This is a genomic window from Lancefieldella parvula DSM 20469, assembly GCF_000024225.1.
GTDB lineage: Bacteria > Actinomycetota > Coriobacteriia > Coriobacteriales > Atopobiaceae > Lancefieldella > Lancefieldella parvula.
Map to the genome: position 1 here is coordinate 1,136,610 of NC_013203.1, position 26,554 is coordinate 1,163,163.

Sequence of the window (26,554 nt, forward strand, 5' to 3'; positions counted from 1 at the left end):
TTACTCTCCTTTTCCAGAAGGAAGAATTCGTCCTTCTGCAACACTCTTGAGGTGTTCACCATAGGCAGATTTACCGTAGCGCTCTGCACATTCAATGAGTTTTGCGCTATCAATCCAGCCGTTCTCAAAAGCAATCTCTTCTGGAACGCTTACCGGCAGACCTTGAGCTGTTTCAACGGTACGGACAAAGGTTGATGCCTCAAAGAGAGACTCCATAGTTCCCGTATCAAGCCATGCAAAACCGCGGCCAAGAGTGACAACGTCAAGGGTGCCGTCCTCAAGATACAGACGGTTAAGATCAGTAATCTCGTACTCACCCCGAGCACTTGGCTGAACTTGCTTTACCAGCTCAGTAACACGCTGATCATAGAAATAGAGACCAGTTACTGCGTAGTTAGACTTTGGATGAGCTGGCTTTTCTTCAATTGAAATAGCGTTGTAGTTCTTATCAAACTCAACAACGCCAAAACGCTCTGGATCATCCACGTGATAACCAAAGACTGTAGCACGGCCAGCAGTTTGTGCCTGCTGAGCAGCTTTTCTAACAAGTCCTGAAAGACCATTTCCAAAGAAGATATTATCTCCAAGAATGAGAGCTGCAGCATCATCGCCAATAAACTCTTTACCAATAACAAATGCCTGAGCCAATCCATCAGGAGAAGGTTGTTCAGCATAGCTGATAGAGATGCCAAAATCAGATCCGTCACCCAAAAGCTTTTCAAAATTTGGAAGGTCACGAGGAGTAGAGATAACAAGAATGTCTCTAATTCCCGCCAGCATAAGCGTAGACAGAGGATAGTAAATCATTGGCTTGTCATAAACAGGTAAAAGCTGTTTAGACGTAACGGTTGTCAGCGGATAAAGCCTCGTGCCGCTACCTCCTGCAAGAATGATGCCTTTCACAATCTACTCCTCATCAATCGGGTTTCTCGCGCAATGGTACTTAGAATAACGCTCATCCGTAAACTTACCAAAGTCCTACTCAACGGCCGTAATTCTATATAGTCTATAAGGTCCTTCTTGAAGAACAATCTCAAATCCAGGATCTTTATCGGTGATCTGTAGGCCTGAGAAGAAATCGCTTTGATTTCCTAGCAAGGCTGGATTTTCTAAGTCAAGCAACAGAACATATCTTGCTCCAGTTTCTCGGACCGCTTGTTGAACCTCTGGATTAGTAGCTACCTCATTAAGCTTTGTACGAATAATCGCACTTTGTGGCAACTCTTCTTCTTCAACTTTCTCTCGATAGAAAATATTCATGCCATAAAGTGAATTGAGAACCAACGAACCATCGTATGGATTATTGACCACCAAATTATCGCCAACAATCTGCAGAGCTCTTCTTACGAACTCGTCCTCACTTGTCTTATAAGTTGTCCACTCACGAGGCTCAAAAACCTCATTAAGCCAAATGATTCCCCAGCGAAGCTCACTGCGTTCTCTTCTGGGCAGGCTTGCTAAATCCCAAGGACTTAGGAGTGCACAACCCCACAACACAGCAATAATGCACATGAGAATGCCAGAGTTTTTAATAAACATGCAGGGCTTACAGGATGATTGATCTCCATTTGCAGAAATGGTGCAAGCAAAATTCTCTGAGTTGATTTTCTCGCCTTTGTTGCCTTCTTTAACTGTCTTAATTCCGTGTTTAATCAGATCAAACAAAAGCGTAATGGCAGTTTCCATGCCAACAATTACAACAGGCACTGCAGCGATTGTCACCATTGCAGCAGTTCTCTCTGGATCGGTATACCAAAATCCCGAGAAGAACCTCTTAATAGGAAGAACCTCAGAAAGACTTGCCACATAAATGAGAGCCGTCATGAGAAACGCCAGAATAAGCCAACGACAATTCTTCTTCAAAATGCAGCTAACAAATCCAATCCAGAACGCAACCGCAAAGAGAATCTGTGGCATGTTCATGAACAAGCCAAAGTTCAATACGGTTTGAGCTGCCGCAAGCGGCTTGACGTAAATCTCCCACACAAAATTGACCGTAGGAGCCAAGAAGCTTGTATTAAGCAGGAAAACCCAAATGCCAACCGCAAGGCCCGCTGTAACAACTTCCATAACCGCTAAAAGCGCAATACCTTTTGTTTTTGAAAGCATGAATTTGTCTTGAAGAAAATTGGTAAGTCGTGGCAAAAAACTGCAAAGCACATAAGGTAAAACACAGATAGCCCAGAAGAAATCTGCACTTGGATGCATCATGGCAAGGGCGAGAATACCCATCACACACAAAAGCACTAGCCTTGGATTTACAAACGAAGTCAACTTTAGCTGTTCAGCAACAGAATCATTTTTGTCCGGAACAGCACCATTGAGCATCAAGATGACAAGTACAACAGCACTAGGAACAGCGCAGAATCCCATTACGTTTGGAAATACTGCATGAACAGTAACCATTCGAAGAGGAAATGCCAGCTGTGCAAAAACTACAAATGAGGTTAGAACGCTAGCAACGAGGTTTTTCTTTCCTATTATTTGAAGCAGTGCGCAGATACCCACTGGATATATAACTGCCACGGAGACAAACCACACAACGTTTTCTGTCAGCGCTTCATTAAGACCGGTTATGACCGTAGCAATAGCAGCTACCGAGTGAAGGGCATTTGGATAGAAGCCTTCATCAAAGAAGGGAGTCTGAAACTCTGGCCTTGCTCCCGTATAAAAGGCAGCATGCAGCATGGAATAAATGCCCGACTGAACACTTCTTGTAATGTACGCAAGGTGCGCGTAGTTATCAGCGGACTGCAAAAACCATGAAGGGTTTCTGATTGCCTTGTGGAAAATAACAAAGAATATTGCAGTAGAGATAACAGCAGTTACTAAGAGAAAGACTCTGTTTAGAGAGTCCTTCTCGCCAGGGTTTGTATGAGATTGATTTTCCTGAATGGGTCTGATTTTCTGAATAAGATAGGCAAGCCCAGCAGCAATCAGGATAAAAAAGCCAACGCCTCCCAAAAGCGGTGTTACGCCTCTTAGGCCCAGAGGATAGATAGCAATTCCAGAAAAACCAATGAGGCAGACCGAGATAAGCGGAGCTACCACAAGGGATGTCATTCGTTTAGTGCCAATAGCGCGAGAAAAAAGATATCCTGGTACATAACAAAGAACCAGTACAACTACTACGGCTAGAACAAACTGTCTCCACATGTGTCAGTTTCCTTATTTGGTGGCCATTACCGACTAGATAAGCTTAGCCCAACGCTTCTTGCCTGCCTGAAGAAGAGCTCCCTCAAGAACCGATGGCTCAACCTTATACGTCTTTGCTGCTATTGGTTTCTGATTAATCTTAATGCCGCAACCATCAATGAGACGACGTGCTTCGCCGTTACTTGAAGCAATTCCTGCCTCAACTAAAATCTTTGGTAAGTATATAAGTCCATCTTCATCTGCCTCAAGGGTAATTGCAAACTCTTTGACATCGTCAGGAACCTCATTGTTTTTGAACTGAGCATCAAAAGATGCCTGTGCCTTAAGGCCTTCTCCCTCACCATGGTAAAGATCAACAATATTTCTACCAAGAGCGCGCTTAAGCTGGTAAGGATCAGCAGTGCCATCCTCAAAGCTCTTATCAATTGCATCAAGCTCGTCAATGGAAAGTGTGGAACAAAGACGATAATACATTGGAATAATCTCGTCAGTGATAGACATGACCTTGCCGAACATATCATTTGGCTCATCAGTCAGACCGATGTAGTTACCGTAAGACTTACTCATCTTCTTAGTACCGTCAGTACCTACAAGCAGAGGCATAGTCAAAGCAATCTGAGGTTCCATGTCCATATCACGCATAAGATCTCGACCGGCAAGTAGGTTAAAGATTTGGTCGTTTCCACCCATCTCTACATCTGCCTTAATAACAACAGAATCGTATGCCTGAAGAACAGGGTAAATAAACTCATGAAGTGCGATTGGCTGCTGGTTGTGATAGCGATTAGAAAAGTCTTCTCGCTCAAGAATGCGAGCAATGGTGAATTTGCTCATAAGACCAAGCATGGTTTCCAAATTCATTGGCTTAATCCAGTCACCGTTGTGAACAACAGTAGTTCTTTCTGGATCAAGAATCTTCATTGCCTGATTAACGTAGGTCTCTGCATTGGCATCTACCTGCTCTGCAGTTAAAGGAGGGCGAGTAGAATCACGACCAGAAGGGTCACCAATCAGTGCAGTACCACTACCGATAATTAAAGTAACATTATGGCCAAGGTCCTGAAACTGGCGCATCTTGCGCAGAGGAACCGCATGGCCCAAGTGCAAATCAGGGCTTGTTGGATCAACGCCAAGTTTGATGTTAAGAGGGGTGCCTTTCTTGAGTTTTTCTTTTAAACCATCCAAAGGAACAATCTGCATAGTTCCAGAAGTAATAACACGGAGCTGTTCTTCTACTGAAAGCACTCTGTATCCTCTCAACGCGAGCCTGTTAAACCATATAGTTGCTATTACAAATAGTATCAATTCAAAAATATTATCTATCAGAATACAACAGAGTTATAACTCTTTATTCACTGAAACATAAATATCAGACTATAATAGTGAGGACTATGACAAGGAGGCTCAATGGGTATTAGAACCCGTCGTGCACGTAAACACGCAAATACACATGCCGTAGGTTTTGGCATTGCTGGATTCTTTGGCTTTATGGCTCTTTTCGCCCTCGCACTTGCTCTTTCTTTGGGTGCAGCTGTTTCTTCATGGCTTGAAAACCTGCCTGATTACAACTCTGCTGATGCTTACCTAGTAGCAGAGCCTACACGCGTCTATGATTCCAAGGGTAACGATATTGCAGACTTCTATCTGCAGCAACGTCATTCTGTTACCTTGGATCAAATTTCTCCTTATGTCATTCAGGGCACCATTGATACTGAGGACAAACGCTTCTATTCTCATGGTGCTATTGACCCTTGGGGTATTGCCCGTGCGTCTGTTGGCTCACTATTTGGTGGCGGCGAAGGCGCTTCCACCATTACACAGCAGGTTGTTCGTAACACCGTTCTTTCTAACGAACAGTTTGAAATTTCTTTGAAGCGTAAGGTTCGTGAGGCTTACATTTCTATCCAGATGGAGAAGAAGTTTACTAAAGACCAGATTCTTAATATGTACCTCAACACCATCTACTACGGTAATGGTGCCTACGGTATTGAAGCTGCAAGTATCATTTACTTTAACAAGCATGCAAATGAACTTACACTTGCTGAAGCAGCAACGCTTGCAGGCCTTCCAAATGCGCCTTCTGCCTATGATCCAACTGTCAACCCAGAGGCAGCAAAAGAAAGACGCAATACTGTTCTAGAGCGTATGCATCGAGAAGGTCATATTACAGATGACCAATACAATGAGGCTGTTGCAGAGGACTTAGTGCTTAATCCTGGTACTCTGACCGATAGCGTTGGTCAGTTCCCCTACTGGACTGACTACATTCGCAGCTTACTCCAAGAAGATTTTGATAGCGATACTATCCTTCAGGGTGGATTACGTGTATACACCACACTTGATCCCGATCTACAGAAAGACGCTGATGAGGCTGCTAGAAGGCGTATTGCTGAGCTTGGTAACCCTCGCTTGGGCGCTGCTCTAGTCTCCATTGATCCTCAAACTGGCTACATTAAAGCAATGGTTGGTGGACAAGATTACTCAAAGAGTCAGTACAACATTGCAACTAGTAGTAACCGTCAGATGGGCTCCAGCTTTAAGATGTATACGCTGGTAGCTGCTCTTTCTGAAGGCATGAACCCAGAGATTGTTCTTAACGGCAATTCTCCTATGCAAATTACTCCAACCTGGCTGGTTAGGAACGCAGGTAACTACAGCTACGGCGCAATTACTCTACGTCAAGGTACGGTTTACTCTTCTAACACAGTTTATGCACAGGTTGCTGAAGCTATTGGTATCGATAAAATCCTTCAGACGTGCTATGCCATGGGTATCCGCACACAGCTACAGCCATATCTATCTACCACTCTTGGCTCTCAGGGCGTAACTCCTATCGAGCAGTGCACGGCATTTGCAACACTTGCCGCAGGTGGTGTTCGTCGTGACGCTGTCGCAATTACCCGTATCGAAGATCGTAACGGAAACGTTATCTATGAGCATAAGGACAATCCTGTACAGGCAATTAGCCCAGCTGTTGCTGCAGCTGCTACAGATGTTCTAAGCGGCGTTCTTACCTCTGGTACTGGTCGCTATGCTTACAACTTAAAGACCTTCAACCAACCAGTTGCAGGTAAGACGGGTACTTCCGATAACTCTGAGGACCTTTGGTTCTGTGCCTATACCCCACAGCTTGCAACAGTTGCTTGGTGTGGATATCCAGATAGTCGTGACCCTGTTATTATTGGCGGCGGAGAATCCTCTACCTTCGTTACTGCTCAGTACGTTTGGGCTTACTACATGAATGCTGCTTTAGCCGGTGTTTCGCGTGCTGAGTTCCCTAAGACTACTGAGAAGATTTCCTATAAGCCTGACAGCTACTGGAAATTTGTTGGTGGCTCTGCTAGTGCCAAACAAAAAGAGAGTACCACCACCACTACTAACAACAATAACAATGATGAAGAGGAAGAGGAGACCACTGACGAGGAGGAAGAGGACAATTCAACCACTACTCCTACCACTCCTACTACTCCAGCCACGCCTGGTACCGGCGCCGGTACTGGTGCAGGCGCAGGAGCTGGGGCTGGAACGGGAACTCCATAAACTCTAGTTTGTCTTCTAATTTGTCTACAACAAAAAAAGAGTCTGCACTAAGCAGGCTCTTTTTTTGAATGACACGTACTTTGACGGGTTTCTCACCAAAAATTCTACAAGTTACAAAATGCTATCTACATTACCAAGTTGCGTAATAATACGTACGGTGTCTGCAGCGTGAACAGTTTTGTCCACAATCATCAAAACAGTATCGTCACCGGCAACGGTACCTACGACATGATCAAGCTCAACATCGTCGAGAGCAAACGCAACCGCTGATGCAGTACCGGGATGACAGCGAATCACAATAAGATTCTCAGCCGCAGTAGCCCCGACCACAAACTCAGAAAGCATTTTTTGTAGATGCATATCTTCAGAAAGCACATAAGCGCCCTCGGGGAGCTTTTGCAAATCCATTTCTGCAGTATCACGAGAAACGGTTGCTTGAGTACAGGCAAAGCCACGATCTTTAAGCATGTCAACAAGATCGCGCTGCGTGCGGATTGATTCGCTACGAACAAGTTCACGAATTACGTCCTGTCGAGCATTTCTATGCTTCACGACGCCTTCTTTCTTTATACGATTCACTAACTTTTGAAAACAAATGATAGTAAATAAAGATTATACTTAATCAACCCTTATGCGCACGCAAAACCGCTAAACGGTGTAAATAATCCGCTCGTCGGTTGAAATATTACATTCACCGTTTTCTAAAAGTATTTATACACTTCTCGCCGTATGATTCATCATGAGTGAAACTATTTTTACGACCTGGAGACCACCATGCCCCTGAATGATTCATCTGATAGAAGACAGGACTTCTACGGAGACTCTGCAATGCATCGCCGCCCTCCACAAAATAACCGTCCTCCTCGCGATGATGGTTTTACTGATAGGCAAGCTAGACGTCGTAAAAGAAATACTCTTAGTTCACAGGCCATTCCTTTTAAAAGACAGTCTTTACTTCATCGCATTGGTCCTCGTACGCGAACCTATATTGTTATTGGACTGGCCGTTATTGCAATACTTTTATTGATCTTTATTATTTCGAGCTGTGTTCGTAGTTGTGCAAAAGAATCAACTCCAGGCGCGGAAGTCAACTCCGTTGATTCTCGTGTTGCTGTGGGAACTTCAGAAGAGCTAACCAAAGCGCTTGCAGCCAAACTTGATCAGAACAAAAATCTTGCGTGGATTGCAGAACACGCTGACAAATACAGCGATAAAAGCCTCATTGAGCTTGCACTCGCCCATCCTGAAGCAATTGATTTTGTTGCAAACTACCCTGATTCTGACGGCAAAGCAAAAACCTATGATGATTCGCTCACCAAAGGTACGGCTCCCCAGTTCTATACCTGGGACTCCAGATGGGGCGGCGTCTCATATGCCGGCTCTGTAATTGCTACCAAGGGCTCTGGTCCAGCTGCTCTCTCTATGGCATACATGGGACTTACAGGGAAGAACAACTGGACTCCAGCAGATATTGCAGGGGCTATTGAAACTGCCAAAGCTTCTGATACCGACTCTGGAATGAACAAATCATTTCTCGAGAAGAACTTAGCTGATCTTGGTCTTACCGCTGATAGCTATAACATTTCTGCTGGTAATATTACCGCGCTTCTAGATGCTGAAACCTTCCTACTTGTTGAGGTTAAAGACAACAAGCTGAGCTCAGATGGTGCTCACTGGATACTGGTGACCAGCAAAAATGACGACGGCACCGTAAATGTTCACGACCCTCTATCTCCTGAGGTGAGCTCACGTCCATGGGCGGCAGAGACTATTGCCAGCGCTGCAAATGCCCTATACACCGTGTCAGCAAAGACTACTGAATAGCAAAGTCAACGAACAACAAGACGTTTTATAGAGAGGAAGAGGTGCGACTATAAAAGCACCTTCTGTGCAGCTTTGCCAAGCTCAGCAATGCGCGCTTCAGCCTCTTCACGAGTAGCGCCATTAGCAAAGAGATAGGCTTTGACCTTAGGCTCAGTGCCCGATGGACGGAAGATAACCTTATTATCTCCCTCTAACCTGTACTCAATAACATTGGAAGCTGGTAGAGTCTGAGAGGCCTCTTTTTGCAGGCCAGAGACGCGTGGCATCTGTGCACACTCAGCATAGTCAGTTACGCCGACAACCTTGTAATTACCAACCATATCAAGTGGATTCTTACGCAGACCACTCATAATCTCGGCCATCTTTGTAGCACCTTCAGCGCCTGGGTACGCGGCGTTAACAACGCCATTAAGGTAGTAGCCGTAGCGCTGATACAAGGCATCCATCGCCTCATAGAGGTCCATGTTGCGAGCGGCATACCAAGAAGCCATCTCAACGCAAAGCATGGTTGCAACAATAGCGTCCTTATCGCGAGCATGTGTGCCAACAAGGTAGCCATAGGACTCCTCAAAGCCCATGAGGAAGCGATCCTCCTCACCAGCATCCTTGAGCTGGTCAATTTGATCGCCGATGTACTTAAAGCCAGTGAGAACACGACGCATCTCAAACCCTCGAGCACGTGCCAAGACATCGGGCATAGCAGAAGATACGATAGTAGAAACGGCAACCTTATCCTGGGGTTTCTCGCCACGCTCTTCAGCCATGGTAAGAAGCCAGTCCATAAGAAGGACGCCCATCTCGTTACCGGAAAGCAGTACGTAATCACCATTATGAGGAATTGCGGTTCCCATACGATCTGCGTCAGGGTCAGTTGCAACTAGAAGATTTGGTTTGACCTTGTCAGCAAGTTTTAGACCCAGCTCAAGCGCCTCACGGAACTCTGGATTTGGATAGGAGCAAGTTGGGAAGTTTCCGTCTGGCTCCGCCTGCTCTGGAACAACATCAACGTCATTGACGCCAATCTCTTTGAGAATGCGAGTAACACACTCCATGCCTGTGCCATTAAGCGGCGTATATACAACCTTGTAGCCGTCAGCAGCCTTAAATCCTGGAATAGAAACGCGTTTGATAGCTTCAATGAAGTTATCTAGAACTTCTTCTGGTGTCCAAACAATAAGACCCTTCTCCAGACCCTCTTCAAAGTCCATGGGTTTGACATCAAAAGGATTGACGCGCGCGATATTTGCGGAAATCTCAGCCGCAGCCTCGTCAGTAATCTGACCACCATTGTCGTTATAAACCTTATAACCGTTGTAGGCCTTAGGATTGTGACTTGCGGTAAGCACGATACCTGCAGAAGTCTTGAGATAACGGACAGCAAACGAAAGCGTTGGAACAGGCTCAATGCGTGGGTAAACATACACGCGAATGCCATTAGCTGCCAAAACACCAGCTGCAACTTTCTGGAAGTCCTCACCTTTGAGGCGAGAATCCCTTGCAAGAGCCACAGTAGGATTTTGGTAGTGAGCATTAAGATAATCCGCAAGTCCCTGAGTTGCTTGAGCAACAACGTAGACGTTCATGCGGTTGGTGCCGACGCCAATGATACCGCGAAGACCAGCAGTACCAAAAGCGAGTGAGCGATAAAATGCATCGTATAACTTATCCTCTGCTTCTGGTTTGGTAAGTTCACCAAGCTCTTCTACCAGGTCTTCTTCGGTGACGTTTGCACGCCAGGACTCAAATGTTTCCATAACTTTTGCATCCATAATGACTCCCAAACCTCAAACAGCAATCTATATGTCTTTATAAAAGATACTACGCGTATTTTAATCGAAAAATAACAGATGATTTGGAACATTATGTATGAACTATCCCGGTCTTCGGTAAGTGGACAATGCTATGAGTGCATAAAATCATCGTATGCCCCCGCAGACAGGGCAGATCTACAACCACGGACCGTAGTCGCTGACAGCCTACAGTTAAAAAGACAACCTGCAGTCAAAAGCAGCACGAGGGTTCTTGGTGTATTTCGCTCTCTCCAAACTTTTTGAGAAAAAACATGGGAAAATATAAGCTAATACGTATTCAATTCCTACGGGCGAAAGGTGTCCCGATGTCTCAAGAACTTGAGTTCTTTGCAACATGCCCAAAGGGCTTTGAGAAGCTTCTTTCACAGGAGCTAGAAAGCCTGCACATCAAAAAGGTGCGCCCTCTTGGCGGACAAGTTGCGTTTTATGGCTTGCTTGCCGATGCTTACCGTGTCTGTCTTTGGTCTCGTCTCGCGTCTCGCGTCATTTTAGTGCTTGATCGCATTGAAGCCGCAACTTCAGACACTCTCTACGAAGAACTCTCCCACCTTGCTTGGGAAGACCATATTGGCCCACGTGCCACTATTGCAGTTAATGCTCACGGCACAAATGACCAACTCAGAAACACAAACTTTATTGCTGTCAGAACAAAAGACGCCATTGTAGACAGACTTGCAGCTAAGCGCGGAAGCCGTCCTATGGTCAACACGCTTGCGCCTGACGTAACTATTGTCGTGCGCATATCACGTAACCGTGCCACGGTTGGCATCGATCTTGCTGGAGAAGCGCTCTTTAAGCGCAGTCTAACTGGCGGTCGAGGGCCGGCACGTGAGTTTGCGCCGCTCAGGCTCGACTACGCTGCTGCCCTTCTGTATCTACAGGCGCAAACTGCTACGAGTGCATCGGGTTTCTCGCCAGACGCGCTGCTGCCGGCGCTGCTGTTCCCAGGAGCAGGCGCGCTAGCGCAAGAGGCTGCGGGCATGGCGCTAGACGTGGCTCCGGGCATCTTGCGCGCTCGCTGGGGCATGACGGGCTGGGCCGGTCACAACGACGATGTCTGGCAAGATTTGCTTGCCGAGGCCGACGAACGTGCCGAGAAAGGCCAAGAGCGCCAAATAACACTCTATGCAGCGGATTCTCGACCAAAGGCCAAGGAGGCTGTGCTTTACACGTTGCGTGCAGGCAGTCTCAAAGCAGACGTACAGTTCTTGGCAGCATCTGAACTCCTCAAACACGCTGAGCACTTCACAGGAGTTGTTGCAGACCTCTCGTGGACCAAAGAGGAGCCTACACTCCAGGGCTCTGCTTACGCCACGCTTGGACTTTTTGCGGGACAGGCAAGCACACTGCTCACCAGCGATACAAATACCGATACGGTACTCAGGGCTACTCCTACGCAAACGCTTTCCGTCTACGTAGGTAACTCCATTGCCACCATACGCTCCTACCCTGCTGCAAATGCAGAGGGAGCCGATAGCAGCGCTACTAATGCACCAGTAAGCAGCTCTAAGCCTACATCAGTTCCCGCAGGTCCTACCGTTATGGTCAACAATCAGCCGGTAAGCGTGCTGGTTCCTGCCTCAGACCAGTTTGCTGCACGTCTTACTAAAGTAGCTAAGCAACGCGCTAAATGGGCTCGTAAAAACGATGTCTCATGCTACCGTGTATACGATGCTGATCTGCCCGATTATGCCGTTAGTATTGACATTTACAAGGGTGCTACAAAACCAACTACCTGGCTACAAATCTCTGAGTACGCTGCTTCTAAAGAAATTGATCCAGACCTTGCAAAGCGTCGCCTTTTAGATGTCCTGGCTCTTGCTCCCCGCATTCTAGGTGTACCCAGCTCAAACGTGAACCTAAGAACAAGAACACGAGCAAAGGGCGGCTCCCAGTACTCTAACGAGGGCAGTGCAACAGACAATTCAAGAAAAGAAATGCTGCTTATCGACGAGGGTGGTCTGCTCTTTGAGGTCAACTTTGCTTCCAGGCTGGACTGCGGAATCTTCCTAGATCACCGTGATACGCGCGCGGAGATTCGTGAGCTCATGAAAAGAGCTGGTACTGCCAAGAGTTTCCTCAACTTGTTTGCCTATACGGGCACCGCTACCTGTTATGCAGCAGACGGTGACGCGCTCCACACCACCACTGTTGACCTCTCCAAACCTTCGCTTGAGTGGGCTAAGCGCAACATGAAACGTAACGGTTTTGGTGGCGAAGACCATGAATTTGTCCAAGCAGACGTCTTATCTTGGATTACCGAAATGCGTCACACCAAAAACCGCTGGAACGTTATCTTCTGCGACGTTCCAACCTTCTCCAACTCATCACGCATGAAGCAAAGTTCATTTGATGTCCAAAGAGACCATGCTGAGCTCATTATTGGTATTTCTCGCCTTCTGACTCATGGTGGCGTAGCTATTTTCTCATGCAACCTACGTACTTTTAAACCAGATGTTGAGAAAATCGAGCGAGCTGGCGTAGTCATTGAAGATATAACTAGCAAAACTATTCCGGAGGACTTCTCGAGAAATCAAAAAATTCATCACGCATATAAAATCTCGAGAAAACCGCGGGAAAACGGCTAAATTATTCCGTTTGTAGGTAAAAAGGATACGTTTGTACATTCGTCTAGTTATAACTATGTATATGGACTAACATATGATAATGGACTGTACTTATCATCTGTTGAGAGGATTAATAGATGACTACAAGTAAAGCTGCATTTAATGCACTTTTTTCTAAGAACAAAGCCAAGAAATCAACTGGCATTCCTCTAAGTGCTGGCATGGTACTGGTTACCCTTGGTATTGTTTATGGTGACATCGGAACCTCGCCAATGTACACCATGAAGGCAATTATTGCTGGTAATGGTGGCCTTTTGACCATGGATACTGATGTTGTTTTAGGTGCTTTGTCCCTTATTATCTGGACGCTGACGCTTATTACAACCGTTAAATACGTCATGGTTGCAATGAAAGCAGACAATCACAATGAGGGTGGCATCTTTGCTCTCTACAGTTTGGTTAAAAAGAGTGCCAAATGGCTAATTATTCCTGCCATGATTGGTGGTGCAGCGCTTCTTGCTGACGGTATTTTGACTCCAGCTGTTACCGTAACCACTGCTATTGAGGGTCTGCGTACTATTCCTGCTGCACATGCCATTATTGGCGATAATCAACACATTGTTGTCATAATTACCATCACAATTCTCTGCACGCTTTTTGCTCTGCAGAAGGCAGGCACTTCTACCATTGGTAAGGCCTTTGGTCCTGTCATGACCCTTTGGTTCTTGTTCCTGGGTGCTATGGGCGTTATGAACATGCTTGCTGACATCAGCATTGTCCGAGCACTTAACCCAATCCGTGGCATTCTCTTTCTCTTTGATGGCAAGCTTAACGCAGCTGGTCTCATGGTTTTAGGTAGTGTCTTCCTTTGTACTACTGGTGCAGAGGCTCTTTATTCCGACATGGGTCACGTTGGCAAGGGCAACATCTACGCCAGCTGGCCTTTTGTTAAGATCTGCCTGATTCTGAACTACCTTGGACAAGGTGCATGGCTCATCACCAACCGCAATGACACTACCCTTAACGCCATCAAAGACCTCAATCCTTTCTTTGAGATGCTTCCTGGTCAGATTAGACCATTTGCGGTCATCCTCTCTGCACTGGCTGCAATTATTGCTTCTCAAGCTTTAATTACTGGCTCTTACTCCATTGTCTCTGAGGCAATTAAGCTTGACCTTATGCCTCACATTAAGATTAACTACCCTTCCACAACCAAGGGTCAAATTTACATCCCACTTGTTAACAGCATTATGTGGGTTGGTTGCATTGGCGTTGTTCTTATCTTCCAGAGCTCTGAACATATGGAAGCAGCATACGGTCTTGCAATTACCGTTACCATGCTCATGACCTCAATCTTGCTTTACACCTATCTAGCCGTCATCAGAAAACGCCTGTGGGCCGCTATTCCATTTATTCTCTTCTTTGGCGCTATCGAGGCTATGTTCTTCTTCTCAAGCCTCACCAAGTTCTTCCACGGCGGCTACTTCACCGTTTTGATGGCCACCGCAATCTTTGTCGTTATGTTTGTCTGGCGCCGTGGTACCGCAGTTGAGAGAACACAGAGCGTTTATCTCCCTGTTGATAAGTACATTGATCAGCTTCGTAGCTTGAGTCACGATGCAGATTATTCAACTCTTGCTGATAACCTGGTTTTCCTTACTAACGATTCATCCTTTGATAAGTTAGACCGCGACATCCTTTATTCCATCTTGGATAAACGTCCAAAGCGCGCAAAGGCTTACTACTTCATTAACATTTCGCTGACGGATGACCCGAATACACGCGAGTTTATTGTTAACGATTTTGGTACAGACTTCCTGTTCAAGATTACGCTGCGACTTGGCTTCAAAGTTAACCAGCGCATCAACACCTATCTCTACCAAATTGTTGGTGATTTAATACAGAACAACCAACTTGCTCCACAAAACCATAAATACTCTATCTACAAAGAGCACTCTGAGATTGGTGACTTTAGGTTCTGTCTGCTACGTAAAGTTCTAGCCCCAGAGACTGATATTAACGGTTTTGACGCCCGTTGCCTTGAACTTAAGTATTTTATTCGTCGTATCTGCGGATCACCTGCACGTTGGTATGGTCTTGAAAACTCCAATATTGTCTTTGAGTATGTTCCTTTGTTCTCCAAAGTTAAGCGTAAGCAGAAGCTCACCCGTATCATGCTTGACGACGTAGCTCAGACAGGCTCAATGCCACTTGTCGAGGCTCCTATGAAAGAACGTATTGCAGAGATTGAGGAAGACGAAGATATCTTTGCAGAAGCACTACATAAGGAGCGTGTTGAAAACGCAGCCACCGTTGCAGACTATGTTGGTGGCGACACCGCTAGCTTCCGTCCTCTTAAGCTTGACGAAGAAGATGTTGATGAGGATGTCTTTGAAGAGCAAGTGGACAGCAATCACTAAGCCACTAACGTGTAGTAGTTTCTACTAGTCACAACAAAAGCCGACAGTTCATATCTGTCGGCTTTTTCTTTAAGCAATATGTCTCGAGCAGAACTCTGTATAACGCTACTCGTTCAGCACCAAGCGCTTACTCCCCCAGTGCCCACTTTAAAAATCGCGAGAAACCCGCCTCATCGTTAGTTAAGGTGATATAGGTTGCAGCTTCAAAATCCTCACGACGAGCATTAGCAACTGCTGTGCCCATTCCTGCAGCAGAAAGCATAGCAACATCATTAAGCGAGTCGCCAAAGGCTGCAGCATTTTCTGTTGAAATGCCAAGATGATTGCAGAGCCATTGAAGTGCGGCGCCCTTTGAAGTGCCGTCAGCCAAGATTTCCATTCCCATACTCATGGAAGCCGTACCACTCAATCCTTTTACCGAAGCCACAGCATCTGCTACAAGTGCTTGGTACTTCTCGCCTTCTGAAACTGACCAATAGGAGCCAAGTCGTTCAATGGTAGATACGCTATTAATAAATTCCTCGACGCTTTGGTCAAAAGGTGTACGAGAACGCTGCATAAACGCCGCGTGATCTGCAGGAATACCAAGCTGAGAAATAAGGTTGTGCCTTGAGCGCTCTAGGTAAACTCCGCCATCAGCAAAAATATCAAATGTCACAGGATAATTCTTGAGCTTTTGATACAACTCAAGTGCCTGTTCCTTGGTAACAGTAGACTCGTAAAGCACTGTCTGAGTAGAAAGGTCTCTAATAACGGCACCGTCACAAGAAATCGCATACTTAGAAGCAGGATGATTCACAACCTCTTTTGGCAGCACGTTAAACGCTCGACCGGAACAAGGTACAAAAGGAATACCTAGATCTGCCAGGCGGTCTAGCATTGCCATATTATCAGCAACAAGAGATTTATCGGTATGGAGAAATGTCTCATCCATATCGGAGAAGACGATTTCTACTTTCAGATTTGATACATCCTGATTAAGCCAAGACTGTTTTTGAGTAATAAGTTCTTCTGTTGAAAGCTCTGACAAAACACAACCTCTTTATGGACGATACATAAACGTGAAAACCTCTTCACGCTGCATGTTAACCTGTACACCGAGCTTTTCTGAAACGGCATCAAGACGCTCTTTGAGACTCAAAAAGGACTCGGCATCCTGAAGTTCGATTAGCATGGTCATGGTAAAAATACCAGACAGAATAGTCTGTGCAATATCTAAGATGTTGGCATTTGACTCGGCCAAAGTGGTAGAAATTGCTGCGACAATTCCTGGGGCATCGCTGCCCAAAACAGTAACAACAGCTCGATTAGCAGATGTTTCTGAAGCCATAATTTCCCATCTCTTGAACGGATGGGACAATTGTACTCTATACCCTTCCAATTTCTACGCCGTAGCGCGAGCTAAATACCTTCTGAATCTCATCAACAGTACAATTAAGTGCTGTAATAAGCTCATAAAGACTACGATTGCTAGCTATCTTAAAAATTCTCTCGTGAGAAATCGGCGGCTTCTTGTTAAGTGAACGTGCGGTATCAATACGAGCTCTAAACGTTTTAGCAATACTAATAGAATCTTTACAAGAACCTTCTCTGATAGCGTGTCTAAAATGAGATTCTTCAAGCGATGTGTTATGAATACGAAACGTAATGAGTTCAATTTGAGGATAGGTATCAACAAGATTCGTTGCCTCATCACGTGTCATAAGATTACGAAGTCTGAACTCTTGATCAAGAGGAAATACAATCTGAACAGGGTGTTTTTGTCCAATAGGAGACAAAATATAAGCCGGAGTAGGCTCTGACACCACATCTTTAACAAGACATACGCCCTGACCTGGGTGAACGCAAAACTCGCCAACAGCTCGCATAACACCACTCCTCTCGGATAACAATAGTATACCATGAGAAAGGTGTTATACGCTAATAACCTGCAGCTTTATAAAGTACGGCAGAACACTCAATAAAATAACAAGATTTTATATAAGGAATCTAATCAATCATTGTGATTGATTCAATGACTGGCTGCTCTGAAGCAGGAATAGTTCCGTTAGAGTCAGTAGGAGTTGCACCTTTACAAATTGCATCGACAACGTCCATTCCACTTGTCACCGTGCCAAATGCTGCATAGTTTCCATTTAAAGTTGAGTTGTCTGCCTGCATAATAAAGAACTGTGAACTTGCCGAGTTTGGATCTTGAGCACGTGCCATGGAAATAGTTCCACGTGTATGCGAGATGTCATTCTCAACACCATTTTTGGTGAACTCACCCTTAATCTTATTCTCTGATCCGCCCGAACCATTGCCCTTGGGATCTCCACCCTGAATCATGAAGCCGTCAATAATACGATGGAATGTAAGTCCGTTATAAAAACCTGATTCGACGAGATGCGCAAAATTAGAAACGGTAATAGGCGCAACGTTTGCATTAAGAGTAGCCTCGATAGTACCGTAATCCTTCACAACAATACGAACGTGATGTATGCCCTTTGCATAAGGGTCATCAGCTGCTACCGAATCAATATAGCCCTTGTTTTGCGTACCCTGGGACTGCGTCTGTTGTGTCTGCTGCGATTGCTGAGATTGCTGAGATTGCGAGCTTGCTTGTGACTGAGACTTATTAGCACCTCTAAAAAAAGAGAAAAATATTGCTCCTATCGCAAACAAAACGATGACAATTGTGACGTACAACCGACGATTCTTTGTTTGAAACACGCTATGACTCCTAAGCAGACGCACACGAGACAATCCAAGACACCAAGTTGGCGGTTGCATTGCCCGTTCTCTCAGCAAGAACGTGACCCTTATCCCAAACAAGTGTGTAATCAACACTACTCACACCTGAAAAATGCTTCAAAGACAAACCCAGATTAAACGAGGTACAAATTGAAGTATCTGTATTCTGGGCACCCTCATTAATGCGCCAATAAGGAGCAACCGTTGCTGACTGATACCCCTTATAAGATGCGCTCGTAAAATACAGAGGATTAAACATGTCAACACGTGTTGGAATGTCATTCTCAAGCGTATCTGTCTTATTCAGATCAGAGGTCCAATCATTAGCGTAGCTGGACTTCCAATCAGTAAGCTTCATATAGGTATCCAGATTCTTTTTGATGAGGTTAGCAGTTTGCTCATCAAAATGCAGAGTGCTTTGCTCGCCAACACCAAAAAGCTGATTTGCGCGTGTGCTTCTATCAGGAGCATCAAAAGCTCCAACAGGAAGTGATGCACTTCTCAAAGCGCGCGAGAAACCCCTCAAATTCTCAAGTTCAACGCTCTGACGACGAAGGTTATAAACAACCCAAATTGATTCAGAGTTCAAAGAATCAAAATAGTGCTCAGCAGTATCGTAAATGGTAGATTGAACCTGCTGAGTAGCAGGAGCCGCGTTATCTGTACCACGAACTGTTGCAAGATTTGGATCGCCAGGGAAAGTAGGCTCTTCCAGACGCTGAGGCGTGAAAGTATACGGGAATGCATTATCCTTAATAAAGTTACTTGCAGAAGTCTTAAGCTCGTTGACGAGAAGATCTGCATATGATCCGGCAGTATAGACACCAGAGTTAGTCTCATCAAGACTGACCTTACTATCATTGCTGTCGAGAAGATCCATGTTGTTAACAAATGAAGCATATGCGCCAGCAAGATCTTGTGAGAGAGGTTGCGTCCACACGCCCTCAGCACGAGAATCTGTTGCATCTGCATACTGACCCGCTGACCACTCATACGCTGCGTCTGCAAGGTCATACGATGTTGCAGGACACCATGAAGCACTGCCGTAAATTGAGTCTGAAAGCTGCTCGCCCTTCTCGCTATGTGTAGCAGCACCAACTGCCTTAAGGTATGGCATATAAAGCGAGGAATCTCCCGAGGTTCCTAGCACCGCGCTGAGGCCGCCACCAGCTGCAAAGCCAAACACAAAAATCTTAGATGTATTGCAAGGAAGCAACTCATTGTTGTAGCGCAAATACCTAATAGCAGCCTTAAAATCTACTGCTGGCCAAGGAGAACCGCCTGCATAAAGCTCGTCCGAACCTGTGGTTGAATCGTAGCCCGCACTTCTCCCGCGAAAACCTGCATATACATATACAAAGCCAGCCTCAAGATACGGTGCAAGACCTTCGTATGCATAGCTCGTAGGTGCACTCTGAGGGAACAGTGTTGCCGTGTTAATAGGCATGACAATAGGTGCAGTTCGCGCAGTAAAGCTTCCGACAACAGCCTTCTCACTCACTTCACACTCGTACGTAGAGCCATTCTTCTTTCCCGAGAAATACTTTCCAGGTACAAAGACTGACAGCGTGTTCACTGACTTGCTTGCAGGCTTAGTGCAGTACTGAATGCCCAGCTGATAATAGCAGTCATTATCCTCATCATAACTCCACTGAGTCATGTCCAATTTAAGTGACTTAAACTCTTCAAGGTCCACGTTAGATGCAGGTTGATTCGTATTATCAGATGTCCTTGCTTGTGGAGTACATGCTGCTAAGGTGCCTGCAACTCCTAAAGCAGAAAGGGACAAGAATTCTTTTCTCGTGAAGGCCATAATTTCCCCTCGAATAGTTTATTCAGTGGAGGCAGCAACGACCGCTGACCTAGTTCAAGCTAGTTGTCTATTGTACCAATTTGCAAACGTGTATGCTTAAGAGCAAGCGTTTAGAGAAACGAGTTAGCATGCCAAAAATCGTCAACTTTTTTGACCTCATTCATCTTAATGAAAGACTTGCTCAGCAGGGCCTTCTAAGCAAAGTTCACCTGCGCGACGCGTGTGGCAAGCAGTCTCTTTGGATAGAACTCCCCTCTGACGAGAAAACCGATGGACGCGAGAAAACCAACGATCAAGAGCTCGAAAAAACAAAAGAGCAAGTTGAAGCATTTTTTGCAATAAAGGGCATGACCGTTGAATTTGACCTCACTGGCGGAAAAAATTTCTGGATTGTATAAATTGCCCGCTTGACGAAGTGCTTCAGTCTGTTATAGTAAATAAGCTTTTCGAAGCACCAATGGCTGGGTAGCTCAGTTGGTAGAGCAGGGGACTGAAAATCCCCGTGTCAGGGGTTCGATTCCCTTCCCCGCCACCACGACTTGAATCGGCTCAGAGAGAAATCTTTGAGCCGTTTTCTTTATCTTTTGATGTTGACGTTACAAACAGTAAAAGATGTACCTCTTTTAAGAAGCACATCTTTTATAAGATTCTTGCATTAAAAAAAATGAACTAAACTATCGATACGTACGCAACGCTTCAATTAGTTCAGAAGCTTCGATGCCTAAAGCTTCAGCAAAAGCATAAACTTCTCCAAGTTTAACGCCACGTTCGCCCGATTCAACTTTTGATACAAATGCTTGATCTCCAGCAAGACGCTCTGCAACTGTCTCTTGGGTAAGACGCTGCTTCTTTCGTAAATCGCGAAGGCACTGGCCTACTAATCTGTTAGATATCTGCTCCATAAATGCAGCGTAAAACTATCAACTCAAATATGCCAAAATCGCATATTTTTAAAGAAAAGAAATTCTCCCCACCTAAACTGCGGGGAGAATTGAATCCTTTATTCTTCGTTTATTGCGACATTCATCGAGGTGTTTATGGTATTAAAAACCGCCTCCGCCGCCTCCGCCGCCGAAGCCACCGCCGCCTCCGCCGGAGAAGCCGCCACCAAATCCGCCACCAGAGCTTGAACTAGAAGAAGCAAGTGCCGCGGTAGAGACAGAATGAGCAGCTGTAACACTCTTGGTTACGCTATCGATTGCATTAACACGCATGCCATTTCCATAGTAATACCAACTATAAACGGGCATAAACTGTGGATCCTTAAGCAACTCGGGCATTGCAACTTTCAACTGACTAATAACCTTATCTGCCACACCAAGCGCGACTGCCATAACTAAAAGCCTATTCCAAAGAATAACGTCGGTTGGAATTGCCTCATGAAGATTAGTAAATTCAGTAAGCCACTTTCTTAGAGCACGGGTCTTAGCAAGCGTCTCAACACCCTCTCTGTTCATCAAATCAAACTTACCAATGTTTATAAGCGCAATAAGACCGGCAATAACAAGAAGCAGTAAATTAAAGAGTAAATTACCAATCGAAACATCCGCCACAATACCCATAAAGAATGCAGCAGCTGCAACAAGAATATCAACAGCAATCAGAGCACCAAGAATTCCCTTGCCATGGAATGGGATCTTATTTGTTTCAAACTTAGCAGCATAGCTAAACTTAATAGGGCTCTCCCATGACTCATACGCCTTATTAAAATCTTCTGGATGATCAGAGGCATATTTGCCAATTTGTTTCATAGTAACGGTAGTATTTACCGCTCCAGATTCCCCGGCCTTATCGAAAATCAATCGCATAGCCATGCTATCAATCTTATTTGATAAAGAACTACCAGGATAGAAAGATGGCTGGTCTTCCTGAAAGTCTTGGACCTTTGTAAGACAATAATCAGACTTTTCCATACCAAGGAAGTTTGTATTAACTGTCTTATTCAAACTAATGTACTTTGCATCAGAAAGGTGCATAAGAGTTGCCGTCAGAGCATCTCCCTTAATTCCCTCACCGTTATAAAGCATAGAAAGAACTGCTGGATGATCATTAGATGGAACGTCCCTGTAATAAAGGTCATTAAACTGAGGAGCCATGACCTTTTTATATTTAATGCGTAGCAGAATAGCTGCCACAAAGGTGATAGCTGCAAATACTAACGGCGCATAAAGTATGAGGGCTACCTGAATTTTTGCAAGCTCACGCTTGTGATTTGCTTCGTCTGCCCATGCTTGTTCCTCAGATAGAATGCTGCTTAATTTATTCTGCTGAATAGGAGCTAGCCCAGAAACCCAATCTGTTGGGAACGTAATACGAGCTTCCGCGAACTCGTCAGTTCCTACACCAGGAACTTTGTAAACAACTGCATTCTTAGTAATTTCTACGTTTGCATCCAGCGGGCCGTGTCCCCAAGCACGGACAGTATCTCCAGCAACGATCGATTGACCTGAAGGAACCGGAAGATGGATGGTAGCTGTTACATTATGAGACTCTGAATCCCAACCATCAGATACAAACTTCCAATACAACTCTGCAGTATCAGACCAATTTGTTACAACATTAGTAATGTCATACTCGATAGTTATATTTGCAGATTCATCATCATGTGCTGAATAAATTTTCAAATTCAACATATCGCTTGATTGAGTAGGAACATAATACTCATCTGAGTTGGCGCTGTTTCCACTAGAGTTTTTACTATAAATCTGGCGTGATCCTTGACTATCTTGAACAGTAACTGAAGTGATATTTATTTCAACGTTCTGTCCATTGTATTTATTCTTTCCAACTGGAAGATTCCAATAAACACCGTGATAGCTTCCTTTAAAATAAAATGTACGAGTTTCTACAACATGCAACGTTCCGTCTTTTTGAACCGTCGCATCAATATCTACCCTATCTATTGAAAGATCACGTGCAAATGCTTTTGTTGGAGCAATTAGAAACGCAACAGCCAACAGCATTATGCAAAGTGCAATCCTTACAAACTGGCTCATTTTAGAAGAGCGAAGCGAGATTTTATACATAGAAACTCCTTTATGTTACTTTCGCAACTCTTCTTAAAAGGATACCACGTACTTATCAATCTACTGGTGAGTATGAATTATCAAGTTCAAACAAAGCGGGTGGTAAACCTTTATCCCACTCCTCTCCTACTTCCTCAGAAAGCAAATACTCGTCAGTCTCTATAAAGGGAAGGTTAGCAATTTTTTTATTTCTTGATGTTTCGAGATTGCATACAAGCGAGCTTGGACCGCTGAAGTCTAGAAGGCAGCCGTAACAAATTCTCATGTCCTGAAACAGCTTTTCTCCGCATCTGGGGCAAATTTTTACGGAGTAGTTTTCTATAGCCATAGCGACTCCTTCTTTCAACGTTGCTTTCCTCAGTATTTATTTCTTGAATGAGCACTTTCTGACCCACCTCAAACCATGGGAAATCATCAACTGATGGTCTTTCAAATGTGCAATAGGCACCCGCGCAGCTATGAATTTGTTTAGGCTGTACTCGTCTCCGAATTTTTAAAATTTCTCCGTGATCATCTGCAAATGCGATATCAATCGGATACGTCATTCCAAAGGTGTGGACTGAAGAGCACTTCAGAAGTAATACTGAAGGAGCTGTTATCTCGGTGCCCAAAAGACCGACGAACTTTTCGAAGCCCCCTTGTAACAATTCAAAAATTTGCTCTGAATTAGGGACTTCTTCTATCGAAACCTGTACATTCATTTTCAAATCACAACTCCCGACTTATAAGGACTAATAACAATTGAAGTTGTATGAGTAAGATACAAAGGAGACTCTAGTGACACTAGGGGAAGACGTAGAGTATGTGGCCAAGGTTTGTACTTAAGCGTTACTTGATATTTAGAAAAAACAGAGACCATATTCCCAATCCCCTCACTCTCTCCCTCCGATGAGACAACGATGTCGCAACTGTCATCACATTTAAGAGCAGCTTTTATTTTATGAGTTAAGTTTTCTAGCGTTCCTCCATCCGTGGAATGACTGGAAGAAATTCCATGAGCAATAATTTGATCCGCCGCAACACGATCAAACTTTGAGCACATATCTGCAAACTTAAATAGATTGATTGCAATTAGAGCAATCACTAATACAACCGGAAGAACCAATGCAGTCTCAACAAACATCTGTCCTTTTTGGCAACAAAGGAATTTCATTTTTTTCATGTGCCACCAAAAACTTTCTTAACATCAATTTCTAAAGGAATCTCAATATCAATGACAGGAATGATCAATTTTGCAATTGTGATTTTGTCTGGCAAATATTGCAGAGAAAATGCGCCAAGTGAACGAGCTAAAGCGATTGGATCTGATGTATTAGGTATTTTCTGAACTAGCTCACGAATCGTTGATTCTTTCTCGAAGCCAGTTTGTTTCAAAATTCTTTCTGTATTAACAAGAACGGGCTTCATTTGTCTTAAATCACTTGGCTCTAATCCAGCGTCAATAACTATTTGTTTTAAAGCGCTCCGTAATTTGGAGCCGACACTTCCACCTGTTATCCCATCAATGTCATCAAGAAATTCTGATAGCTTAGAAGACCAAGAAGTTACGCCGTCCCCATATAAAGTTAAAAGAGATCCCCACAAGCTCATTACTTTATCTATAGTTTGTCCGATAAACCCTCCTCTCCTTTCAACCTGGTCAAAAAAGCTTGAAAGAACGTTATCTGTAGATGAGCTATCTGGAGCAAGTACCGCTCCGGATATTGCATATCCTTCTGGAAGAAAAACTGACTGCTCAAGCGTCCCCAAACTTCCTTGGAATTCTGGAGATGAGCCTCCTCTTCTCACAAATGAAATACATCCCCAAGCACCTGGTGGACATAATCTAGGCCTAGCAACCTTTAACGCATCAAGTGCTTTTTGAAATATTCCGGTTGATTTATCTGCAGCTTCAGATAACTTCTTTTGTAAATCTTTTATTTGTTGGCGTGACGATTCATAAACTTCAGACTCTTCAACTACAATCTTCCAGTAATACTCAAACCCGTTATCAATATTTGTTGAGGCAGATGCTACCCTTCCTACATCGCCACTTGTAAAATGACAATGTTGACACTCATGAACCGCTCCAGAATCTAAATCTTGCAACGATGCAAACCCTGCGCTTTCTCCAGTTACTCCTGGACAAGACCTATGAGCATGAATGGTTTTCTCGCCGTTTTCATAAGTACAAGGCCAAATAGGCTTTAGATACAGATCTGTTTTCTTTGTCTCCTCTAAGTTATGTGGCAATCGAGGTAAATTCATTTCAACTTCACCATCAGCTGTTTCTTTATAAAATCCTCTAGAGAGTTCCTGGTGGGCAAAGTTATAAAAAGCTTTTCGTATAGCAGAATCACGCAATTCTTCTGCAGTGCTTCCATTGACAATTTCTTGATCATATCGAGATCTGTAATATGCTCTAGCTCGCTTTAAAGCGATACCAAACGTCCAAGAAGTTGGCGACGGGATAGATGGGTTTATATCCCCAGAAAGACCAGCAAGATGCTCCGCTCTTTCGCGCATAGAATACGGACCTCCACCGCAGTCTGCCTCCCACGCCCTCTTCTTAGATGTTTCTGCTTTACTCTGTAACTCTTCAATCTCTTTTGCTATCTGCTGTAATAGTTCTCTCTGTTCTTTTAATTCATCTGATGAGACGTCGCTATTTAAATGTCCAAAATCAGATTGTGACTGAGCAGGAAATAGAAGAGCTGATCCCACGAAGTTACCCGCATCAATAGAGTTCTTTTGTATACAAGAGCTCGCCGCCACTGCTGCAAAAACTGGAAGCATTTTCTCAGTTGCTTCTAAACCTTCACAAGCTGAAGTAGCAAATTTTTTACGCGCTTCAAGTGTTTTAAAACCTGCATCACACAATTTGGAACCTGCCGAAGCTAAACCTGGAACACATGAAGCAACCAATCCAGCTCCAACACATAACAATCCTGATAACCCAAGGCTCAATATGCTTGCATTAATTACCTGCGCAATAGTTGTGTATTTGGCTACGACGTTTTCTCCTGCCATAGAAGCCGCATCTGCTATTGACTGAGTTTTGTATGCCCTCGATGAAACCCAAGCAACCGACACCAGCGCAAATACAAGAGCTAAACAGACCAAAAGAGCACTTGCAAAAGCGATTGACGTAATACCACCTTTATCGTCTATAAACATAGAAAGTCCAAGCCTTATTCTCCTATGCTTGTCCTTTCCAAAAGGCAATCCAATCTGCATAAGAACCCTCAATCCAATCTGGATACGTACTAGCAGATAAACTTGATTTCAAAATAATTCCCTGATTATCCGTCTGACCTGCAAGGAATAAACACCAGCCTATTGGCGGCATCGCTGCTACATGACCCGTAATTTCAATCAAGACGTCGTTTTCTTTTTTATCAATAGAGATGTTCCAGTCCTCATCTCCACCCTTATGGAATAGAGGTATTTCCGGTATAGCTTTAAGTCTGCGTTTGATATAGGACTCTATTAACTCAGTGTCAGAAGACGTTGTTGCTACTCTTAATCCTTCTGCACAGGCTCCATCCATAACTGTCTTTGTATAGAGAATGCAGATAGGCTCCACAAGCAATGCAATAATCATCAGAATAACTGGGAATAACAGTGCAGCTTCTACTGACGCTTGGCCAGCATTCTGCTTAAAACGAGAGAACATCTTTGGCTA

Annotated in this window: 21 protein-coding genes and 1 tRNA gene; 6 read left to right on the forward strand and 16 right to left on the reverse strand. The window is 44.4% G+C overall.

Features of this window, described 5'->3' with window-relative positions:
• From rfbA to tyrS, 3 genes are all read right to left on the reverse strand, one after another.
• Positions 1–903 carry a glucose-1-phosphate thymidylyltransferase RfbA gene (gene rfbA / locus APAR_RS05175; RefSeq protein ID WP_012809093.1) on the reverse strand — a complete coding sequence of 301 codons (903 nt, stop codon included), beginning with the start codon at positions 901–903 and terminating at the stop codon, positions 1–3.
• A 75-nt stretch (positions 904–978) separates the two neighbouring features.
• Entirely contained in the window at positions 979–3,156 is a 2,178-nt protein-coding gene (locus APAR_RS05180; RefSeq protein WP_012809094.1) for a DUF6541 family protein, read from the reverse strand.
• Between the two features lie 33 nt (positions 3,157–3,189).
• A complete protein-coding gene (tyrS, locus tag APAR_RS05185; RefSeq protein WP_012809095.1) occupies positions 3,190–4,401 on the reverse strand; it encodes a tyrosine--tRNA ligase in 1,212 nt (403 codons plus the stop codon).
• 162 nt (positions 4,402–4,563) lie between these two features.
• On the opposite strand from tyrS, the gene APAR_RS05190 reads away from it, so the two are divergent.
• Positions 4,564–6,696: a transglycosylase domain-containing protein gene (locus tag APAR_RS05190; RefSeq protein WP_012809096.1), complete on the forward strand. Its 2,133-nt coding sequence runs from the start codon at positions 4,564–4,566 to the stop codon at positions 6,694–6,696.
• A gap of 111 nt (positions 6,697–6,807) precedes the next feature.
• On the opposite strand, the gene APAR_RS05195 is transcribed toward APAR_RS05190, so the two are convergent.
• Positions 6,808–7,248 (reverse strand): arginine repressor, encoded by a 441-nt coding sequence (locus tag APAR_RS05195; RefSeq protein ID WP_012809097.1) that lies wholly within the window; start codon positions 7,246–7,248, stop codon positions 6,808–6,810.
• A 222-nt stretch (positions 7,249–7,470) separates the two neighbouring features.
• Here APAR_RS05195 and APAR_RS05200 point away from each other — a divergent pair, with 222 nt between their 5' ends.
• Positions 7,471–8,520: a papain-like cysteine protease family protein gene (locus APAR_RS05200; protein WP_012809098.1), complete on the forward strand. Its 1,050-nt coding sequence runs from the start codon at positions 7,471–7,473 to the stop codon at positions 8,518–8,520.
• Between the two features lie 47 nt (positions 8,521–8,567).
• Here APAR_RS05200 and APAR_RS05205 read toward each other — a convergent pair whose 3' ends face one another.
• Positions 8,568–10,289: a phospho-sugar mutase gene (locus APAR_RS05205; RefSeq protein ID WP_012809099.1), complete on the reverse strand. Its 1,722-nt coding sequence runs from the start codon at positions 10,287–10,289 to the stop codon at positions 8,568–8,570.
• Between the two features lie 347 nt (positions 10,290–10,636).
• Between APAR_RS05205 and rlmKL the strand changes: the two genes are divergently transcribed.
• Together rlmKL and APAR_RS05215 are read left to right on the forward strand one after the other, a co-directional pair.
• Positions 10,637–12,919 carry a bifunctional 23S rRNA (guanine(2069)-N(7))-methyltransferase RlmK/23S rRNA (guanine(2445)-N(2))-methyltransferase RlmL gene (rlmKL, locus tag APAR_RS05210; RefSeq protein WP_012809100.1) on the forward strand — a complete coding sequence of 761 codons (2,283 nt, stop codon included), beginning with the start codon at positions 10,637–10,639 and terminating at the stop codon, positions 12,917–12,919.
• 116 nt (positions 12,920–13,035) lie between these two features.
• Complete coding sequence (locus APAR_RS05215) at positions 13,036–15,318, forward strand: KUP/HAK/KT family potassium transporter (RefSeq protein ID WP_012809101.1); 2,283 nt, start codon at positions 13,036–13,038, stop codon at positions 15,316–15,318.
• 127 nt (positions 15,319–15,445) lie between these two features.
• Here APAR_RS05215 and APAR_RS05220 read toward each other — a convergent pair whose 3' ends face one another.
• From APAR_RS05220 to APAR_RS05240, 5 genes are all read right to left on the reverse strand, one after another.
• A complete protein-coding gene (locus APAR_RS05220) occupies positions 15,446–16,348 on the reverse strand; it encodes an HAD-IIB family hydrolase (RefSeq protein ID WP_012809102.1) in 903 nt (300 codons plus the stop codon).
• 12 nt (positions 16,349–16,360) lie between these two features.
• Complete coding sequence (locus tag APAR_RS05225) at positions 16,361–16,648, reverse strand: ACT domain-containing protein (RefSeq protein ID WP_012809103.1); 288 nt, start codon at positions 16,646–16,648, stop codon at positions 16,361–16,363.
• Positions 16,649–16,685: 37 nt separating this feature from the next.
• A complete protein-coding gene (locus APAR_RS05230) occupies positions 16,686–17,186 on the reverse strand; it encodes a CarD family transcriptional regulator (protein WP_012809104.1) in 501 nt (166 codons plus the stop codon).
• A gap of 121 nt (positions 17,187–17,307) precedes the next feature.
• Positions 17,308–18,030: a peptidylprolyl isomerase gene (locus tag APAR_RS05235; protein WP_012809105.1), complete on the reverse strand. Its 723-nt coding sequence runs from the start codon at positions 18,028–18,030 to the stop codon at positions 17,308–17,310.
• A 10-nt stretch (positions 18,031–18,040) separates the two neighbouring features.
• A complete protein-coding gene (locus tag APAR_RS05240) occupies positions 18,041–19,864 on the reverse strand; it encodes a subtype A tannase (RefSeq protein WP_012809106.1) in 1,824 nt (607 codons plus the stop codon).
• Between the two features lie 128 nt (positions 19,865–19,992).
• Between APAR_RS05240 and APAR_RS05245 the strand changes: the two genes are divergently transcribed.
• Complete coding sequence (locus tag APAR_RS05245; RefSeq protein ID WP_012809107.1) at positions 19,993–20,262, forward strand: RDAC family protein; 270 nt, start codon at positions 19,993–19,995, stop codon at positions 20,260–20,262.
• Between the two features lie 61 nt (positions 20,263–20,323).
• Positions 20,324–20,399: transfer RNA gene (locus APAR_RS05250), tRNA-Phe, on the forward strand.
• A 139-nt stretch (positions 20,400–20,538) separates the two neighbouring features.
• Here APAR_RS05250 and APAR_RS05255 read toward each other — a convergent pair.
• The 6 genes from APAR_RS05255 to APAR_RS05280 form a co-directional block, all read right to left on the reverse strand.
• On the reverse strand, positions 20,539–20,766 hold the full coding sequence (locus APAR_RS05255; RefSeq protein ID WP_012809108.1) for a helix-turn-helix domain-containing protein: 228 nt from the start codon (positions 20,764–20,766) through the stop codon (positions 20,539–20,541).
• 141 nt (positions 20,767–20,907) lie between these two features.
• Positions 20,908–22,890 (reverse strand): DUF2207 domain-containing protein, encoded by a 1,983-nt coding sequence (locus APAR_RS05260; RefSeq protein WP_012809109.1) that lies wholly within the window; start codon positions 22,888–22,890, stop codon positions 20,908–20,910.
• 55 nt (positions 22,891–22,945) lie between these two features.
• The gene (locus APAR_RS07245) at positions 22,946–23,236 is read right to left on the reverse strand and encodes a YgiT-type zinc finger protein (RefSeq protein WP_280990950.1); all 291 of its coding nucleotides are present in this window, start codon (positions 23,234–23,236) and stop codon (positions 22,946–22,948) included.
• A gap of 357 nt (positions 23,237–23,593) precedes the next feature.
• A complete protein-coding gene (locus tag APAR_RS05270; RefSeq protein ID WP_012809111.1) occupies positions 23,594–24,052 on the reverse strand; it encodes a TadE/TadG family type IV pilus assembly protein in 459 nt (152 codons plus the stop codon).
• Positions 24,049–26,046, reverse strand: coding sequence for a hypothetical protein (locus APAR_RS05275; protein ID WP_012809112.1), 1,998 nt, complete (start codon positions 26,044–26,046; stop codon positions 24,049–24,051). Before APAR_RS05275 ends, APAR_RS05270 begins: the two co-directional genes overlap by 4 nt.
• Before the next feature lie 22 nt (positions 26,047–26,068).
• Positions 26,069–26,545 (reverse strand): TadE/TadG family type IV pilus assembly protein, encoded by a 477-nt coding sequence (locus APAR_RS05280; protein ID WP_012809113.1) that lies wholly within the window; start codon positions 26,543–26,545, stop codon positions 26,069–26,071.
• Positions 26,546–26,554 lie beyond the last annotated feature (9 nt).

Coding starts and splice junctions, on each gene's coding strand:
- APAR_RS05280 (WP_012809113.1), bottom strand. CDS start 26,545: ATGTTCTCTCGTTTTAAGCAGAATGCTGGCCAAGCGTCAGTAGAAGCT.
- APAR_RS05245 (WP_012809107.1), top strand. CDS start 19,993: ATGCCAAAAATCGTCAACTTTTTTGACCTCATTCATCTTAATGAAAGA.
- APAR_RS05230 (WP_012809104.1), bottom strand. CDS start 17,186: ATGCGAGCTGTTGGCGAGTTTTGCGTTCACCCAGGTCAGGGCGTATGT.
- APAR_RS05240 (WP_012809106.1), bottom strand. CDS start 19,864: ATGGCCTTCACGAGAAAAGAATTCTTGTCCCTTTCTGCTTTAGGAGTT.
- APAR_RS05180 (WP_012809094.1), bottom strand. CDS start 3,156: ATGTGGAGACAGTTTGTTCTAGCCGTAGTAGTTGTACTGGTTCTTTGT.
- APAR_RS05270 (WP_012809111.1), bottom strand. CDS start 24,052: ATGAAAAAAATGAAATTCCTTTGTTGCCAAAAAGGACAGATGTTTGTT.
- APAR_RS05205 (WP_012809099.1), bottom strand. CDS start 10,289: ATGGATGCAAAAGTTATGGAAACATTTGAGTCCTGGCGTGCAAACGTC.
- APAR_RS05275 (WP_012809112.1), bottom strand. CDS start 26,046: ATGTTTATAGACGATAAAGGTGGTATTACGTCAATCGCTTTTGCAAGT.
- APAR_RS05225 (WP_012809103.1), bottom strand. CDS start 16,648: ATGGCTTCAGAAACATCTGCTAATCGAGCTGTTGTTACTGTTTTGGGC.
- APAR_RS05215 (WP_012809101.1), top strand. CDS start 13,036: ATGACTACAAGTAAAGCTGCATTTAATGCACTTTTTTCTAAGAACAAA.
- APAR_RS05190 (WP_012809096.1), top strand. CDS start 4,564: ATGGGTATTAGAACCCGTCGTGCACGTAAACACGCAAATACACATGCC.
- APAR_RS05200 (WP_012809098.1), top strand. CDS start 7,471: ATGCCCCTGAATGATTCATCTGATAGAAGACAGGACTTCTACGGAGAC.
- APAR_RS05255 (WP_012809108.1), bottom strand. CDS start 20,766: ATGGAGCAGATATCTAACAGATTAGTAGGCCAGTGCCTTCGCGATTTA.
- APAR_RS05260 (WP_012809109.1), bottom strand. CDS start 22,890: ATGTATAAAATCTCGCTTCGCTCTTCTAAAATGAGCCAGTTTGTAAGG.
- rlmKL (WP_012809100.1), top strand. CDS start 10,637: ATGTCTCAAGAACTTGAGTTCTTTGCAACATGCCCAAAGGGCTTTGAG.